This window comes from Erythrobacter aureus (genome assembly GCF_003355455.1).
GTDB classification, from domain to species: Bacteria; Pseudomonadota; Alphaproteobacteria; order Sphingomonadales; family Sphingomonadaceae; genus Qipengyuania; species Qipengyuania aurea.
Map to the genome: position 1 here is coordinate 2,717,038 of NZ_CP031357.1, position 15,998 is coordinate 2,733,035.

Consider the following 15,998-nt stretch of genomic DNA (forward strand, 5'->3'; position numbering starts at 1 on the left):
CGCGACTCAGAAGTCGAAGCCGACGGTCACTCCGTAGGTTCTCGGCGGCCTGAGCGATCCGACCGACACGAAGCCGTAAAGCGGCGCGGTGATGATCGTGTTCGCCAAGGCGTATTTATCGAAGATGTTCTTGCCCCAGACGGATACCGACCATGTATCGCCGGGCGAGCGATACGTGACGCTGGCATTCGCCATGGCAAAGGCTTCTTGCCTTGCATCGTCATTGTTGAATTCGGTGAAGAAGACTTCGTCCTGGAAGTTCAGATCCGCCGAAAGATCGATGGCCCCATTGCCACCCATGTCGATCGTGTGATCGGCAAACAGGGCCACCGTGAACTCCGGCGCATTCGCCAAGCGGTTGCCGGAAAGGTCGGACAAGGCGGGATTGTCGGCACAGACGGGGAACTGCCTGCGCGTCGTATCGCCGGCTGCATAATAGCCATTGCAGAAATCGGTATATTCCGCATTCAGATATGTCCCGAAGAGGCGGAAGGTGGTGTTGGGAGCGGGACGGATCGTCGCCTCCACCTCAAGCCCGTAATTGCGGGCCGAAGCGGCATTGATCGTTTCGACGATGCTGTTCTCGTTGACGAAACCGACCTGCAGATTGGTGTAGTCGTAATAGAAGGCCGCAGCGCTGTAGCCGAAGGTTCCATCGGCAGTCTCGCCCCGCAGACCCAGTTCGTAACTCCACACGTCTTCCGGATCGATGACGGCGTTCAAGCTGCCGATGTTTACCACACCGGATTTGAAACCCTTGGTGACCTTGCCGTAGAGCAGCGTCCCGCCAGGGGTCTCATACTCGAGAACGAATTTGGGCGTAATTGCATCCCAGTCGCCGCTCTTGTCGGTCGGGATGTCGATACCCTGGGCATCGAAGGTGAAGCGCCCGGTGCCGGATCGCTTTTCCCAATTGTACCGCGCGCCAGCCGTGAACGACAGGCTGGGGGTAATATCGACAGTACCTTCCAGGTAAACGCCGGCGGCCTTCGTATCCACCGTCCCACGCTGGAGATAGTTGCCGCCATCGAAGAGATCGGGCGGCAGGTTGGTGCCGAGAACGATATTGAAATACCGGGCGAGATTGACCGTCGGCACCCTGACCTCGCCGAACAGCTCCTCTTCGAAATACATCGCCCCACCCAGCAGCGAGACGCTGCCCAGATCGGCCGTGAAGGTCAGCTCCTGGCTGAAGGATTCACTGTCCTCGGTATAGTTGTTCTGACCGAACGCATTCACATTGGTGACATCCAGATCGTTCCGGTTGAAGCGTTGGAACTTGCGATAGGCCGTGGTCGAAGTCAGCGTGAAGCTGCCCTTGTCGAGAGTCGCGATAGCCTGGACGCTGGTGCCTTTGCGATCGTTGATCGCGTCTTCGTTCGAATAGACATTCCGGTTGTCGACCCGCTGGCCGAGATTGGCATAGTAATCGTTGATCGTCTCTCCGCCCAATAGGGGACCGGGCAATGCCGCCTCGGGTGCCACCGTGGGGCCGAAATAGTGGAACGCGTAATTGTAATCGTCTTCCCGGAAATGGTCGGCCACCACCAGCAGTTCGAGATCCGGTGTGACATTGGCCCGAAGCGAGCCGCGCAAGGCATAGGCGTCCCTGTCGTCGACCGGGTTTCCGGTGACAAGGTTGGCCCCGTAGCCATCACGGCTTTCGTATTTTCCGGCCACCCGGAATGCCAATGCGTCGCCGACGATGGGTCCGCCCACGGCGCCTTCGAGCGTTATGGCATCGTAATTCCCATAGGTCGCCCGCGCATAGCCTTCGAAATACGATGTCGGCCGAGCCGTCACAATGTTGATCACACCGCCCGTCGCGCCGCGTCCATAGGTCGTGCCCTGCGGACCACGCAGAACCTCGATCTGCGCGATATCGTAGAATCCGCTCAACTGGGCCGCCGGTCGGCTGTTGATCGCGCCGTTCTGAAGGAACGCCACCGCGCCGTCGGCCCCCAGATCGATGCTGGTAAGGCCGATGCCGCGGATGAAGGTCCGATTGACGCCGAACTGATCCCCGACCGAGACATTGGGTATGGCCGCCGCAAGATCACCCGCATTCTCAATGCCGCCCGCGCCCACGGCAGATGCGTCGATCACCGAGATGGCGGCGGCGGTATCTTCCAGCGATTGACCCGACTTCGTCGCGGTGACGACGATCACATTTTCCGAACTGCCGCTCGATGCTGTCTGCGAATCGCCGTCTTGCGCCACTGCCTGACCGGCAGAGGCGAGCGAAACGACGGCGGTGGCCGCCAGCAATGCGCACTTGGTGCTCTTCTTCATTCTCTTCTCTCCCAAAATACCAAGCCTCTTAATTTCTACTGGCCAGTATACGTTTGCAAAATTCGGACCGATTCTGTTTCTGGTATGGTGTTAGTTCGTGGGTTTTTCGGCACCCGCTAAACGCAAGGCCGCCGTGACCAACTGGTCGATCACATCGTCGGCGGATCGCTGGCCGCCCGGCGAATACCAGGTCGGTATCCAACTGATCAGCCCCCCGATCCAGACGGCAACGAAGGAGTCGGTATCCTCGCGAAACTCGCCGGCCTCGATACCTTCGCGGATCAATTCCGCGATCTGGTGATCGAAAGAGTGCCTCAGCCGCAAGATGCGTTCGTGGTCGTCAGCACTCAGATGCTTCATCTCGCGCTGGTAAACCACGACGTATTCCTGCCGATCGATCACGATCCTGCCGACCTGCCGCACGACCTCGGCAAGCAGGTCGCGATGGTTCTTGTGATCGCCGGCCAAGGTGGCCTCGAGAACCGCCAGCGCTTCGCTGATCCCCACTTCGCAGATCGCGGCGAGGATGGCTTCCTTGTTCTTGAAGTAGGAATAGAGGAACGGCTTGGTGACGCCGAGCTGTTCGGCGACATTGTCCAGCGTGCAGCTGCTGTAGCCGCTCTGGTAGAACAATCGGCTCGCAACCTCGACAATGCGATTGGTCTTGAAGGCCACGAACTCGCTCTTGAGAGAGGCATTCTCCGCCCCCACGGCCCTGCGCGTTTTTCTGGCTACAGCTGACATAGCCGCACCATCGCTGATCTGGAGCGTTCGAGCAATTCCATCTCCCGTGCGGTGGATTTTCCTCCACCATCGAGAAGATGATGGCAAAAAATCGATATACTGGCCAGTATTTTTTTCAGTTTATCGGTATGAAGGGTTCGAGCCGATGGACTACAAGATGTAAGGTGCCCTGATCGACGAGGCCGATCGCCCCTTGTTTGGGCAGACCGAAATGCCCCGAAGCTTGGGCGCCCGCCACATCGAAGAGAACGCCAACCGCCGAGAACCATCCCGGATACACTCGCACCCGATGGCCTGCCGCCAAAAAACTGCCTGAAATGGCGCGCCCGGCAGGACTCGAACCTGCAACTCCAAGCTTAGAAGGCTCGTGCTCTATCCAGTTGAACTACGGGCGCGCGCTGTGTGTGCCATAACGTGCCTTTCGCCACTGGCCAATCGGCTCTAACCCACTTTGTCATGGAAAACCCATCGCAGGCCCCCGCGACCACCGCACCCCGTTTCCGGTACTACGATCTGGTGATGGCAGCCTTTGTCACCATTCTGCTGCTGTCCAACCTGATCGGCGCCTCCAAACCGAGCTACGTCACTTTGCCAGTGATCGGCGAGTGGTCCTTTGGCGCGGGCGTGCTGTTCTTTCCGGTCAGCTACATCATCGGCGACATCCTGACCGAGGTTTACGGCTATGCCCGCGCGCGCCGGGTTATCTGGACCGGCTTTGCCGCCCTGCTATTCATGGCCTTCATGGCCTGGGTGGTCGTGCAACTGCCCCCTGCCGATGGCTGGCCGGGACAAGAGGCCTATGAATTCGTCTTCGGCAATTCCTGGCGCATCGTGCTGGCTTCGATGGTCGCCTTCTGGGCGGGCGAATTCGCCAACAGCTACGTGCTCGCCAAAATGAAGGTCTGGACGCAGGGGCGACACCTGTGGATGCGCACGATCGGCTCGACCGTGGTGGGGCAAGGCCTCGACAGCATGATTTTCTACCCGCTGGCCTTTTGGGGCCTCGTCGGCTGGCCGGTCGAGCTGCTGTGGCAGGTCGTGCTGTCGCAATGGGCGATCAAGACCGCGTGGGAAGCGCTGCTGACCCCGGTGACCTACGCCGTGGTCGGCACCCTGAAGCGCGCGGAGGGCGTGGAGGTTTTCGATACCGACACCGATTTCTCACCCTTCGCATCATCGGCGAGATAGAAAAAAGGGGCGACCCGCAGGCCGCCCCTCCCTCCCCCATTGAAGGTGTGATCAGAACTTCGCGCCAACCGCGATGCCGTAGCGCCGCGGGTCGAGCGTGAAAATGTTGGTGAAATTGCCCGACGAGGCGTCGGTCACATAGAGACCCGTCACGGAATTGCTGTCGAAGATATTCTGGACGAAGCCACGGACGAACCAGCGATTGTCGCTGCCATTGAGCTGAATCGACGCGTTCGCCTGAACGAAGGGTTCGATCCGATTGACGTTGCCGTTGAAGACATTGCCGTACTGTTCGCCCGTATAGGCAAGGTCGAACCGGGGCACGAGCGACATCCCATTGTCGAATTCGGCCGTGTACTGGACCCCGATCGAAGCCTTGTACTCAGGCGCCTGAGGCAAGCGGTTGCCGCGCAAATTGACCTCTACACCCGGGCTCAACACATTGATCGGCCCAAGCGGGGCGAAGGCCGGGTTGGCCGTCTGCGCGGTGAGCACGCTGCAGATGCTGAACGCCCCGTTTGAAGCGATCCCGCCATCAGCCGGGAACGCTCCCGGCGCGCGGAGGCCGAGATTGGCATTCACTGCAGTAACGAAGGCATTGGCGCCCGCTCCGGTAACCGCGCAAAGCGAGCCGTTCGAAATGTCCTTGATGATGACGGCGTTCGGATCGCCGCCGCCCGGATCGCGCGGGTTGCTGAAGAACTGATCGCCCGCCACCTTCGCATTCAGGTAGCTGATGTTCATGTTGATCAGCCAGTTATAGCTGGGACGCAAGATTGTCTCCAGCTCGAGGCCCCAGATATTGGCATCGATCGTATCGTTGACCGACGTACGCGCGACGATGCGGCTAAGCTGCAGGTCCTTGTATTTATAGTAAAAGCCCGTGAGATTGATCTGTGCGGCGCCGTTCAGGAACGTGTTCTTGGAACCGATTTCGAAAGCGTCGATCTGCTCCGAACCGAAACTGTCGGTCACGGCGAAAACCGGCGAAAGCGGCGGGTTGATGCCGCCCGATTTGTAGCCCCGCGAATAGGAGAAATAGAGCGTGTTGTCGGGTGAAATTTCGTAATCGAGCACCGCGCGACCGGTGATCGCATCGAAGTTGACCTCGCGTTCCTGCAACAGCTGGTTACCCGGCAGTGCGTCATCGGCGTCGAAACCGCCGACGAACGGCGATGTGAACGGGTCACCATTGCCGAAGGGGTTGAGGAAATCTGCCAGCGTGGTGCGCGCAGAGACACTCTTGCTGTCGTCATTATAGCGGAGGCCGCCAGTGAACTGCAGGCGATCGGTGATGTCGAAATAGACCTCGCCGAAAATGCCGAAGCTCTTGAGTTTGAAATCCGTCGTATTGTTCCGGTACATCGATGTCGCCAGATAAGACGGAGGCAGCGGCGCGGGATTTCCGTCACCATCGACATTGGCAAAGGCCGCGAATGTTCCCAGCAAGGCCGTTGCGTAATCCAGACCGAAGGAATTAACGTAGTAGCTGTTCTCACTGACATCTGTCTCGGCATAAATGCCGCCGACCAGGAAGTTGAACGGCCCGTCGAAATCGCTCGACAGGATCGCCTCGCCCGACCAGGCGGTCTGATATTGAACCGAGCGGTCGAAGCTGAGCGGCACATCCGAACAGATCGAATTCCCTTCGAAGGCACCGAGATTGCCATCGTCATTGTCCGAAGTGCACAGCACGCCGTTCGGACCATTGGGGATCAACGCGGCCGCGATCGGCGCGAAATAGGCGCTCGATCCCGGGACGAAAGCCGGAGCCGGGGCCGGCAAACCGGTGGGTACGCCGTTGGCGGCAAAGAAAGCGAGCGTGTTGAGCCCGGTCGCATATGCCGACCGGTCGAGTATCCCGAGATTGTAGTCCTGCCGTGAATCGACCGTGGTTTCCTGATAGATACCCGTCAGCGACAGGTTCATGCTGCCCAGCCCCTGGTCGAGATGAGCTTGCAGTTGCAGTTCGTCGGCGAAGTATTCCGGCGTAAATGCGGTATTCACCGTCCGCACGTCGTTGGGCTCTACGAAGTTGGAATAGCCATCGCCATCGGTGTCGTACACGCTGCCCAGTGCGAGCGCTTCGGGCAGTCCCTGAATGCGGAACAGTTCGACAGAGGTCAGCACGCTCGCCAGCGTGGAATCGGCATTCGTACTGTCGAAATCGCGGCGGGTGTTGAGACAACCCAGAACACCGGTCGGATCCCGCTGGCAGGTCTGCTTCTGGATACGCAGTCGATCGTCATTCTCACGGAAGTAGAAGGCCATGAGGTCGAGCGTCGTGCTGGCCGTGGGTTCGAAGCGCAGCGAACCGCGCACCGCGTACATGTCACGACCATCGATGTCGCTGTTATCGTATAGATTGGTCGTGAAACCATCGCGGTTCAAATAAAAGCCAGCCGCGCGAAAGGCGATAGTATCGCCCAAGGGCACATTGACCATGCCCCTTGCCTTGATGCTGTTGTAATTGCCGTATTCGAAATCGGCCGCGGCACTGAAGGTCCCGAGTTCGGGCTTGGCAGTGACCACGTTGACGACGCCCGAGGTCGCATTGCGCCCGAAAAGGGTACCCTGCGGCCCTCGCAGGACCTCGACGCGTTCGAGATCGAAATATTCGGTTTCGAATAGCCGCGTGCCGAACAGCGGCGATCCATTGGTGTGGATCGCAGTAGCGCTGTCGCAGGTAACACCGACGCACAGATCGCCGATGCCGCGAATGGTGAAGCTCGAACTGGTGAAGTTCGATTTGGTGAAGGATACGTTGGGCAGAGTCAGTTGAAGATCGCTGGCATTCTCGATCTGCTGTGCTTCCAGCGCCTCGGCATCGAAGGCGCTGACCGCAATCGGCACTTCCTGCAGGCTTTGTGCCTGGCGCTGTGCGGTCACGATGATGACGTTGCTGCTGAGCCGCGGATCTTCGAGATCGTCGTCAGTTGCCTCTTGTGCAAATGCCGGAAACGAAATCGCGCTCGCGCAGATACCCGCGAGCAGGGAAGCCCTTACCCTCATTAACCCTCTCCTCTCCATGTGACCGTCTTTGCGGCCTATGGTCCAGAAGCTACCACACATTTGCATGCACGCAAGGGTTCGCGCATGATTATTGCGCAAAACCCCATGGTTGTTTAGCAAGTATTGTCCGTTCGTGTCGATTGCGTGCGCAATTGACGCTACGGCATACTGGTGTTGTGAGAAGTCGCGGAAAGGTGTCGCAGTCAGACGAGCGTGGCGCTTTCGGCAATCTGGGAGATGCCGCGCTTGCCCGATCCGTCGCGTCCGAGTTGTACGATCACGTCAATCACGCTCGCGGCATAGGCAATGGTATCGCTGCGGGTAAGACCGATTCCCGTCTGCATAACCATCAGCGAAAGCTGCTCGAGCGCACCGCGAAGCGAGTTGGCGTGAATGGTGGAAAAACTACCCGGATGGCCGGTGTTGATCGCGCGCAGGAAGCTCACGCTTTCCGCGCCGCGCAATTCGCCCAAAACGATGCGGTCGGGGCGCAACCGCAAAGCCGCCTGCAGCAATTCGTTGGCCGTGACCTTGGCTTCACCCAGCTCCCCTTTCACCGCGACAAGGCCGACGCCATTTTCGCCCGGCAGCTTGAGTTCGGGTGTGTCTTCCACCAGCACCACGCGCTCGTGCTTCGGTATCTCGCCCAGCATGGCATTGAGGAAGGTCGTCTTGCCGGTGCTGGTGCCGCCCGAAACCAAAATTGTCCGGCGCTGGCGGATCGCTTCGCGCAGGAAAGCCACCGGTTCCGCTTGGGAATCCGGCATGGCACCGCGCTGCATCGGGGTCAGCGGCCCGGTGTCATAAGCGTCGAGCGGCAGGTCGAGGCGGCGATGGCGGCGGATGGCCATGGCCCAGTGCTTGCGCGCGGCAGGAGGTCCGCAGAACTGGACGCGCGCCCCGCCCGGCAGAGTGGCGCCAAGCAGCGGGTGTTCGCGGTTGATGCCCTGATGGCTGACACGGGCGACCTGTTCGGCGAGCCGCTGGATCAGCCGGTCGTCGATATCGGGCCGCGCGAGTTTTTGCATCCCGCCCGCCGCAGCATCCTCCACCCACACCTCACCCGGCCGATTGACGAGGATTTCGGTCACCGTGTCGCGGTCCAGCCATTCGCGAAACGGGGCCAGATAAGCATCGAGATAGACGCTGCGTTCGCCGTGGAGGTCCACGTTCGGCGCGCCTTCTCCGGTTTGGCCGTCGGGCTGGAAAGGATGGATGTCGGCGCTCAACGGTTCGGCCCTGCTCAGCTTACCGAGGAGAAATCGAGGTCGCGCGCGGTGAAGATGCGGATCGGTTCGCCCTGCCGCACTCTCACGGTCGGCCCGCGCTGTCCGTCCTGCTGCGCGGCGGTGGCTGCCGCCGAGGAACTGGCCCCGCCGATCAGCACGCCTGCCGCGCCGCCCGTGGCCAGCGAGCCGACACCGCCGACGACCGAGAGCAGCATGGCCGAGCCGAAGCGCTTGAAGAAACTGTTGCCCGAAACCTTGCCTGCAAGACCCGTCGTTCCGTCGAAACCGATGGCCGGCGAGGCGAGGTTGACCGAAGCGCCATCCGGGCGGATCAACCGCGTCCAGATGACATAGGCGCGTTTCTGGCCGTTCTGCAGCCCCGACTGGTATTGACCGATCAGCCGAGTGGATCGCGGGACCAGAATTTTCGTCCCATCGAAGCTGCGCACATCCTGGCTGACCACCGCGCGGACATAGCCGGGGACGTTGGTATCGATGGCGGTTTCGAGAATTGCGGGAATCAATGTGCCCTGGGTGACGGTGGTCGCCGGATTGACCATGGCCTTGGCCTGCGCCGGAGCGCCACCGACGCCGCCGATACGGCTGGCGAAATCGTTGGCGGAATTGCCCGTAGCATTGGCGGCCCCTGCGCCGCCAGTTGCTCCCGGTTCGGTTATGGCGAGCGTCGCGGGCGAATTGCCCGCATCGAAGACCACGGTTGGATTGGCATATGGATTGGCGGCGAGACCCGGCTGGGGCTGCGCGGCCAGAACCGGCTGCGGGGCCGGATCCGGGCGGGGCGCGGGGCGGCCATCGCGGCGGCCGGGGCAACCGGCGTCACGGCTTGGGGAGGCACCGCAGGCGCGGCCTCGACCGGAGCCTGCTGGCCGCCGATACCCTCGGGCGGGGCGACACGAGCCGAATTCATGCTCCACAGCGTCACCAAGCCCAGCCCGGCGACAAGGGCGATGCCCGCGACCAGACCAAGCGCATCGGATTTGCCCGCAGGACGCGACACCGCCGGGAAGGCGTTGCGCTGCGCCAGATCGATGACCTCCGCATCGGTCTGGTCGCGTGGGTCGACATCATTGGCGATCCCGGTATCGCCCGCGTTCTTTTCGGGCAGTCGCATGGCTAGACGCATCGTTTACCTCCCCTTCGAGGCGAGAGCGGGCTTACCGCTCGCGGAAGTTGCGGGCCGTTCTGGCCCCGTATTGACCAGTTGGGCGCTGTCCTTGCCCGATCGCAGCACGATCGTGCGCGGAACGCCATCGACGACAATGGTATCGCCGCGCACGGTGAAATTGACCGGGCCTTCCACACCTTCGCTATTGGTCACGAGAATGGCGGGCACATCCTTGCCATTGGGCCAGGTAAGGAAGGTGGCGGTCCCGTCGTCATAAGTGTTTTCGGGCAATAATTCGGGAGCACCCGAGGCATTCCAGGCGAAGTTGAGATCCGCCGGATCGACCACCGCATAGGGATCGCGCGCAGCCTGTGCTTCGAGCGAATTCGGCCCGGCAGCCATCTGCACATCCTGTTCCTCTTCCGGCTCGTCCGGATAGGCGAAGCGCATCAGGTAGAGCGGCTTGGCATTGGGATTGGCGACGAGATCGAACAGATAGGTCCGCTTGCTGGTTATAACGGTGAGATTGGTCGAGGCGCGCGGCTCCAGCGGTTTCACGAACAGGATGTTCGCGCGCTTGTTCGGGGTGACCTGCCAGCTCGCGCTGTCGCCGATGGCGACGTTCTCGATCACTTCGTCGTCACCGAACAGGATGCTGGCCTGTACCGTCACCCGGCCTTCGACGCGAACCACCCTGGCTTCGTCATACATCACCTCGACGAGGCGGGAATCCTGCGCTGCGGCGGGCGCGGCCAGCAGGGCGAGAGCGAGCGCGGGAATGAGCGCGCGGGTCATGCGTGTTTCTCCATAGAACGGTCCAGGGCCTTGGGCGTCGCGGATTTGAACCGGCTGCCGATGCCCGACCCGCGGGCGCGGGCCTTGCTGGTGGGTGATTGCGGGGCGGAACCCGAAGACGTCGCATAAACCTTGGTGACGCGCGCGCCTCCGCCTGCGCCCGGGGCAGCGCCATCATTGGCGGCATGCGCGGTCGGCACTGCCGAAACGTCGATCCTGCGCGCCTGCGAGCTGGCCTGGCTGACCGCCTGCGCCTGCGTGAGTGCGGCGGCAGGTGCTGCCTGATGCGGCACCGCGACAGGGGCCGATTTCTCATCCCGGTCGGAGGCGAGGCCGAAGACAGTCCAGCCCGCAACCATGGCCCCTGCAACCTTGAGGACGAGAACCATCAAAGCGACATGGACCGCGCCGATCATGAAAAAGGCCATTCCGGCCTGCGGATCGACCTGGCCGGGCGTGGCGGTCAATGCGGTGAGGATCGGCACGGCGAGTTCGAGCATGATGCTGCCGCCAAGCACCGCGAACAGCGGGGCTAGCGCGCACATGGTCAGCCCCTTGATCCAGCCAGTGAACAATCCGCGGGTGCCGTTGAACAGCGCCAAGACCACGAAGATCGGCCCCAGTGCGACAAGAACGCCGAGTGCGATCTTGGTCGTCACCAGCAGCCCGACCGTGCCGAGCATGAACAGCATCGCGCCCAGCCACATCATGCCTTCGGGCGAGAAGGCGGAGAATTCTTCATTCGCGCCGCTCGCTTCCTGAATCGCGATGAAAACGACATCGATCTTCTGCGCGAAGGTGTCGGTGGCCGACCCCTTCGCCCCGGTCAGGATGCCAGCGAGATAATCGGGAGTGGCCACTGCGAGGTTCCAGACCACGCTCTGATAAGCGATCCAGCTCGTCGCGAAGGTGAGTACGAGGCCAAGCGTCATCATACGCGGGACGAGGCTGCGAATGCCGATATTGGTGCGCCCGGTCAGCAGGGCAAAGGCGAACAGCGCGATGAACAGCGTGAGAACCAGCGTCAGAACCGTGCCGAGCGAGCCGCCCGGCGCGAACAGGCGGCCGAACGCGGCAGCGCTCGCTTCACCCGCGATACAGTCGACACCGCGCAGTGCCGCCGCGACACCGTTGCCGACCCCTTCGGCGGCCTGCTGGCAGTTCACGCTCATTCGGCGGCCAGGCCGAGGGCTTCGACCCCCGCTCCGCCTTCATCGTTCGCCCCGCCCGGCCACTTCGTCCCGGTGAGTGCGGGGAACCATTCGCTGGGCGCATCGCCGAGCGCTTCGCGCAGCAGGTCGAGGCGGCGAACCGAGCTTTCCCGGCCCGACAGAAGCGTCAGCACTTCGGGCGCGCCCGACAGATCGAGCCGCACCACCACGCTCGCGTCTGGCTGCCGGACGAGAAAACAGCGGCTGTGCGCGGGCAGCGTACGGATCAGCGCCAGCTCGTGCTCGGTCAGGCCGAAGCCGTCGCAATAATCCTCGGGCCGCGCGCGGCTGTTGGGCATGAACACCATGGTCGCAGTCTGCTCGACCAATGCGGTCGAAATGCGGCTTTCGAGCGCGTCGCGCGCCGACTGCGTCGCAAAACCGACCAGCGCGTTGCGTTTTCTGAGCGTCTTGAGCCAGTCGCGGATGCGCGCGGCGAAGACCTCGTCGTCCAGCGCCTTCCAGCCCTCGTCGATCAGGATCATGGTCGGTTTGCCGTCCAGCCGTTCCTCGATTCGGTGGAAGAGATACATCATGGTCGGCGTGCGCAGCTTCGGGTTTTCGAGCAGCGCTGTCATGTCGAAGCCGAGCACGCGGCTCGTCAGGTCGAGCCGATCTTCGGCATTGTCGAACATCCAGGCATGTTCGCCCTCCCCGATCCAGGCACCGAGACGATCGGCCAGATCACCCGGCTGCGGACGGCGGCTGCCCGACAGCAATTCCTTGAAGTGGCGCAGGCGACGCAGCGAGGCGTCATTGGCATAGGCCGCGTCGACGGCGCCGGCGATGGTCTGTTCTTCCTCCGGCCCCTCGGCCTTGAGTAGCACGCCCAGCCAGTCGCGCAGGAAGGCCTTGTTGCCCGGCGTATCGGGCAGGGAGAGCGGGTTGAAGCCGGTCGGCTCGCCCGCGCGGATGCTGTCGTAGCGCCCGCCGATGCCACGCACGAACAGCTCCGCGCCGCGATCCTTGTCGAACAGGATGGTGCGGGGGCTGAACTTTTGTGCCTGCGCGGCGAGGAAGTTCATCACCACGGTCTTGCCCGAGCCCGACGGCCCGATGACCGAGAAGTTGCCCAGGTCGCCGTGGTGGAAATTGAAGAAGAACGGCGTCGCGCTGGTGGTCTCCAGCAGCGTCACCGCTTCGCCCCAGTGGTTGCCCTGCGCCTGACCGAGCGCGAAGCCGTGCAGGCTCCCGAAGCTGGCCATATTGGCGCTCGAGATCAACGCACGGCGGACGAGATAGCTCTCGTTGCCCGGGAACTGTCCCCAGAAGGCGGGCTCGCAATTGGTATCCTCTCGCACCGCGATCGCGCCGGTATCGGCCAATGCGGCGGCGCAGGCAGCCATGGCATCGTCGAGACGACCGAGCCCCTGTTCCTTGACCATTACGGTCAGATGATGATCGCCGAAGCCGACCGCGCCATTACCCAGCGCATCGCGCGCGGCAAGCATGTCGGCGCGTTCTGCGGCGGCTTCCTCGTCCGCGCTCTTCAGGCGGCGGATGGCCAGGTCCATCCGCTCGCGCGCGGTCTGACGCTCGGTCGGCGCATAGCTTTCGCTCACCACCATTTCGAACGGCAGGCGCAGCAGGCTGTCGAGCAGGCCGGGAGAGGTCGCTTCGGGATAGTCCTTGAGGCCCAGGATTGCGGCAAAATCGGGCGTGCCCGAACCGCGCATCTCGATCGCATCGAGGCCGAAGCTGACCCGGCGATAGGGTAGCATGTGCCCCAGATCGACATCGTCGGCAGGCTTGCGCACGGGGCGCATCTCGCCGTTGTAGAGCGCGCTCAAGAGCTCGAGCATTTCCGAATTGGTATGACCCTGCGGCCCGATGTAATCGCCGAGCAGGGTCGCACCGTAAGCCGATAGCGAAGCCACCAGCCCTTGCGAGGCTGCGCGCAGGCTGCGCAAATCCTTCGGATCGGCGTCGAGCCATTCGCCGCCACCGCGCTTGAATTTCTTGCTCACGCGTTCGGCAAGCCCCGCCTTGCCACGCGCCGGGCGGCGGATCAGCGTAATGAACTGGTCGTTGACGAATAGCTGGCCCGAGCCGAGCCGCTCGCGCCAGCGCTCGTCGATATGGCGGCTGATCGGATCGGGAAACTGCGCCTCCAGCTCCACCGAAACACGGCGCCGGATGACGTGATGATAGAGTACGAAGCGCGCATCGAGCGTGGAGCGCAGCACCACTTCGCGCGTGGCCGCATGGGCGTTCAGCGCGTCGCTGTCCTCGGTCTCGAACAGCAGCCCCGGCACCTGGATCGCGGTCATCACGCTGCCGTCGCGCAGCAGCATGGTGCTTTCATCGATCAGGCGAAGATACGGAAGGCGATCGCCGGCGCGCGCTTCCTTCGCGCTCCAGGCAGCGGCGCCTTTCCACTTGTCCTTACGCGGCATAGGAATTGCACCCCCAGCGCTTGTAGTTTGCCACCCGCGGGCATTTCGAAACCTTGGTGATCCACAGGTCGAAGATGCGCGGTTCGCGCAGGCAGGCGAAATAGCCCACGCCATGCATCACGGCGAAAACCAGCAAGGCCAGCCAACTGCCGGTGATAAGGAATGCCTCGGTCGTCACCATCCCGTTGATGATGAAGTAGTTATAAGTCACCCCCGCGAACATCTGCGGACGCGTCAGCGCGCGGTGAACGGGATGGCGGACGAGCGCGGTCACGTCAGCCTCCTGCCACGCCCTGGATGCCCGCGACGATCGAAGCGGCACCGAACAGGATAAACACGCCGATGATCACGGTTGCCCCGAAGCGCCAATTGAGACGGCCGGTCAGCATCATGAAGCCGACGGCGGCTACGGCCATGACGGCAACGGCGGTCGCGACATTGCCGAGCAAGGTCCCCTGCAGCCAGCCAAGCGCGGCGACGATCGGACCCGATCCGGCCGGATCGGTGCCTTGCGCAAAGGCGGCGCTCGGGATCATCAGTGCGGCAAGCGCCGCCGGAAGGGTGATTTTGCGACTCAAGTATCTACTCCCGTGAATGGTCGGAAAGACGGCCCATGATGGCCGCCACGTAATGCTGTGTTTCGCGGATGCGGGGAATGCCACCCGCGCGAATGACGCGCCCCGGCCCCGCATTATAGGCTGCCAGAGCCTTTTCGAGATCGCCGTCGAACCGGTCGAGCTGTTCGCGCAGATAGCGTGCACCCCCTTCGAGATTGGCGAAGGGATCGTCGGGATCGACACCGAGATCACGCGCCGTACCCGGCATCAGCTGGGCGAGTCCGCGTGCGCCAACGGGCGAAACCGCGTTCGCGCGCCAGCGGCTCTCCTGCCACACCAGCGCTTCGATGAGCGTCGGGCTGAGATCGAAGCGCGCGGCAAGTTCGGCCACCTTGGCCTTGTAGCTTTCCGGTACGAAACGCGCATACTGGCCAGGATCGGCGACAGCGGCATCCGGAATCACGATGTCGGCAGGGACTTCGGTCAGCGGCCCCGCGGATGCCAATTCGGTTTGGGCGGCAGTCGACGCGGCGCCTCCGCCGGTTACCCAGCGCGCTCCGTCAGCGTCGACTTCCATGACATCCGCCTTCACAGGGAAGGCAGTCAGCACCGCGCAGGACAATCCCGTCACCAGCGCCAAGCGTGCGAGAATCATTGCACCCTCCGTCCGGTCCCGATGGCCATGATACATGACAAGCGAGTGACAGGAAGGGCAATGTACTGTCGAACTGTCGCAAGGTTACAACACACATAAAAAAGGCCCGCCTTCCAAAGAAGGCGGGCCCGGTGGCTCTGCAGTCTTGCGAAGAATTAGCGGAGCGAGAGTGCATAATAGCGAGCGAATTCGCCCTTGTCGAGCATGGCCAAAGCCTTGCGCGCGAGACGGCGCGAATCCACCCATTTTCCATCGGCGGTTTCGAGTTCGACACTGTCGCGCGCGTTAGCGGCAGCCGCAAAATCGGCGCGGGCCGCCTCATAGTTGCCCGTGCGCGCGAGCGCGATACCGTGATTGATCAGGCGTGCCGGGTCGTCCGCGGCCAGCTCGTCGCATTTCTCGATGGCCGCACGGGCCGCGGCATTGTCGTTCGCGACCAGCTCTTCATAGCCCACATCGAAATCCGAATGCGGGTCTGCGACCACTTCGACCGGACCCTGCGCCATAAGCGCCAATGCTACACTTGCGATGATCGCCATTTCGGCTCTCCCATATCTGTTCTGCGGCTATGGGTGCCCTGCTTCACCGCATTCCGCAACAAAACTGTAACATTGTCATATTTCTGCAATCCATGGGTTTGGGATGCGGTTTTCGACGAAGCCCCGGTGCTTCGTCGCATTAGTGGTCGAAACTGCAACACAACGGTCATGAAGCGACAAAAACTGTCACGAAGGCCCCCTAGCGGACGAGTCGCGATCAACGAATTCGCGAATCCAGTTCATCCGGTTTTTGA

14 protein-coding genes and 1 tRNA gene are annotated in these 15,998 nt (G+C 62.2%); 1 reads left to right on the forward strand and 14 read right to left on the reverse strand.

Going from position 1 to position 15,998, the window contains the following annotated elements; genetic code table 11:
* Positions 1-6: 6 nt before the first annotated feature.
* The 3 genes from DVR09_RS13395 to DVR09_RS13405 form a co-directional block, all read right to left on the reverse strand.
* Positions 7-2,292, reverse strand: coding sequence for a TonB-dependent receptor (locus tag DVR09_RS13395; RefSeq protein ID WP_115417421.1), 2,286 nt, complete (start codon positions 2,290-2,292; stop codon positions 7-9).
* Between the two features lie 90 nt (positions 2,293-2,382).
* Positions 2,383-3,036, reverse strand: a complete 654-nt coding sequence (locus DVR09_RS13400; RefSeq protein ID WP_115417423.1) for a TetR/AcrR family transcriptional regulator — start codon at positions 3,034-3,036, stop codon at positions 2,383-2,385.
* Positions 3,037-3,354: 318 nt separating this feature from the next.
* Positions 3,355-3,431: transfer RNA gene (locus DVR09_RS13405), tRNA-Arg, on the reverse strand.
* 61 nt (positions 3,432-3,492) lie between these two features.
* Here DVR09_RS13405 and DVR09_RS13410 point away from each other — a divergent pair.
* Complete coding sequence (locus DVR09_RS13410; protein ID WP_115417425.1) at positions 3,493-4,224, forward strand: queuosine precursor transporter; 732 nt, start codon at positions 3,493-3,495, stop codon at positions 4,222-4,224.
* Between the two features lie 51 nt (positions 4,225-4,275).
* Here the strand turns inward: DVR09_RS13410 and DVR09_RS13415 are convergent, their stop codons facing one another.
* The 11 genes from DVR09_RS13415 to DVR09_RS13460 form a co-directional block, all read right to left on the reverse strand.
* Positions 4,276-7,236, reverse strand: a complete 2,961-nt coding sequence (locus tag DVR09_RS13415; RefSeq protein ID WP_115417426.1) for a TonB-dependent receptor — start codon at positions 7,234-7,236, stop codon at positions 4,276-4,278.
* A gap of 203 nt (positions 7,237-7,439) precedes the next feature.
* Positions 7,440-8,465 (reverse strand): P-type DNA transfer ATPase VirB11, encoded by a 1,026-nt coding sequence (virB11, locus tag DVR09_RS13420; protein ID WP_115417428.1) that lies wholly within the window; start codon positions 8,463-8,465, stop codon positions 7,440-7,442.
* Between the two features lie 14 nt (positions 8,466-8,479).
* On the reverse strand, positions 8,480-9,181 hold the full coding sequence (locus DVR09_RS17955; RefSeq protein WP_369692538.1) for a TrbI/VirB10 family protein: 702 nt from the start codon (positions 9,179-9,181) through the stop codon (positions 8,480-8,482).
* Complete coding sequence (locus tag DVR09_RS17960; RefSeq protein WP_369692539.1) at positions 9,139-9,597, reverse strand: hypothetical protein; 459 nt, start codon at positions 9,595-9,597, stop codon at positions 9,139-9,141. The genes DVR09_RS17955 and DVR09_RS17960 overlap by 43 nt, the downstream gene beginning before the upstream one ends.
* A gap of 15 nt (positions 9,598-9,612) precedes the next feature.
* Positions 9,613-10,386 carry a TrbG/VirB9 family P-type conjugative transfer protein gene (locus DVR09_RS13430; protein WP_115417430.1) on the reverse strand — a complete coding sequence of 258 codons (774 nt, stop codon included), beginning with the start codon at positions 10,384-10,386 and terminating at the stop codon, positions 9,613-9,615.
* On the reverse strand, positions 10,383-11,558 hold the full coding sequence (locus DVR09_RS13435; protein ID WP_115417431.1) for a TrbL/VirB6 family protein: 1,176 nt from the start codon (positions 11,556-11,558) through the stop codon (positions 10,383-10,385). The genes DVR09_RS13430 and DVR09_RS13435 overlap by 4 nt, the downstream gene beginning before the upstream one ends.
* Entirely contained in the window at positions 11,555-13,993 is a 2,439-nt protein-coding gene (locus DVR09_RS13440; RefSeq protein WP_115417433.1) for a VirB4 family type IV secretion/conjugal transfer ATPase, read from the reverse strand. The genes DVR09_RS13435 and DVR09_RS13440 overlap by 4 nt, the downstream gene beginning before the upstream one ends.
* Positions 13,983-14,267, reverse strand: a complete 285-nt coding sequence (locus DVR09_RS13445; RefSeq protein ID WP_115417434.1) for a VirB3 family type IV secretion system protein — start codon at positions 14,265-14,267, stop codon at positions 13,983-13,985. Before DVR09_RS13445 ends, DVR09_RS13440 begins: the two co-directional genes overlap by 11 nt.
* A 1-nt stretch (position 14,268) precedes the next feature.
* A complete protein-coding gene (locus tag DVR09_RS13450; protein WP_234041621.1) occupies positions 14,269-14,529 on the reverse strand; it encodes a TrbC/VirB2 family protein in 261 nt (86 codons plus the stop codon).
* Between the two features lie 46 nt (positions 14,530-14,575).
* On the reverse strand, positions 14,576-15,205 hold the full coding sequence (locus tag DVR09_RS13455) for a lytic transglycosylase domain-containing protein (protein WP_234041459.1): 630 nt from the start codon (positions 15,203-15,205) through the stop codon (positions 14,576-14,578).
* Positions 15,206-15,360: 155 nt separating this feature from the next.
* On the reverse strand, positions 15,361-15,744 hold the full coding sequence (locus DVR09_RS13460) for a hypothetical protein (RefSeq protein ID WP_115417437.1): 384 nt from the start codon (positions 15,742-15,744) through the stop codon (positions 15,361-15,363).
* Positions 15,745-15,998: the final 254 nt, after the last annotated feature.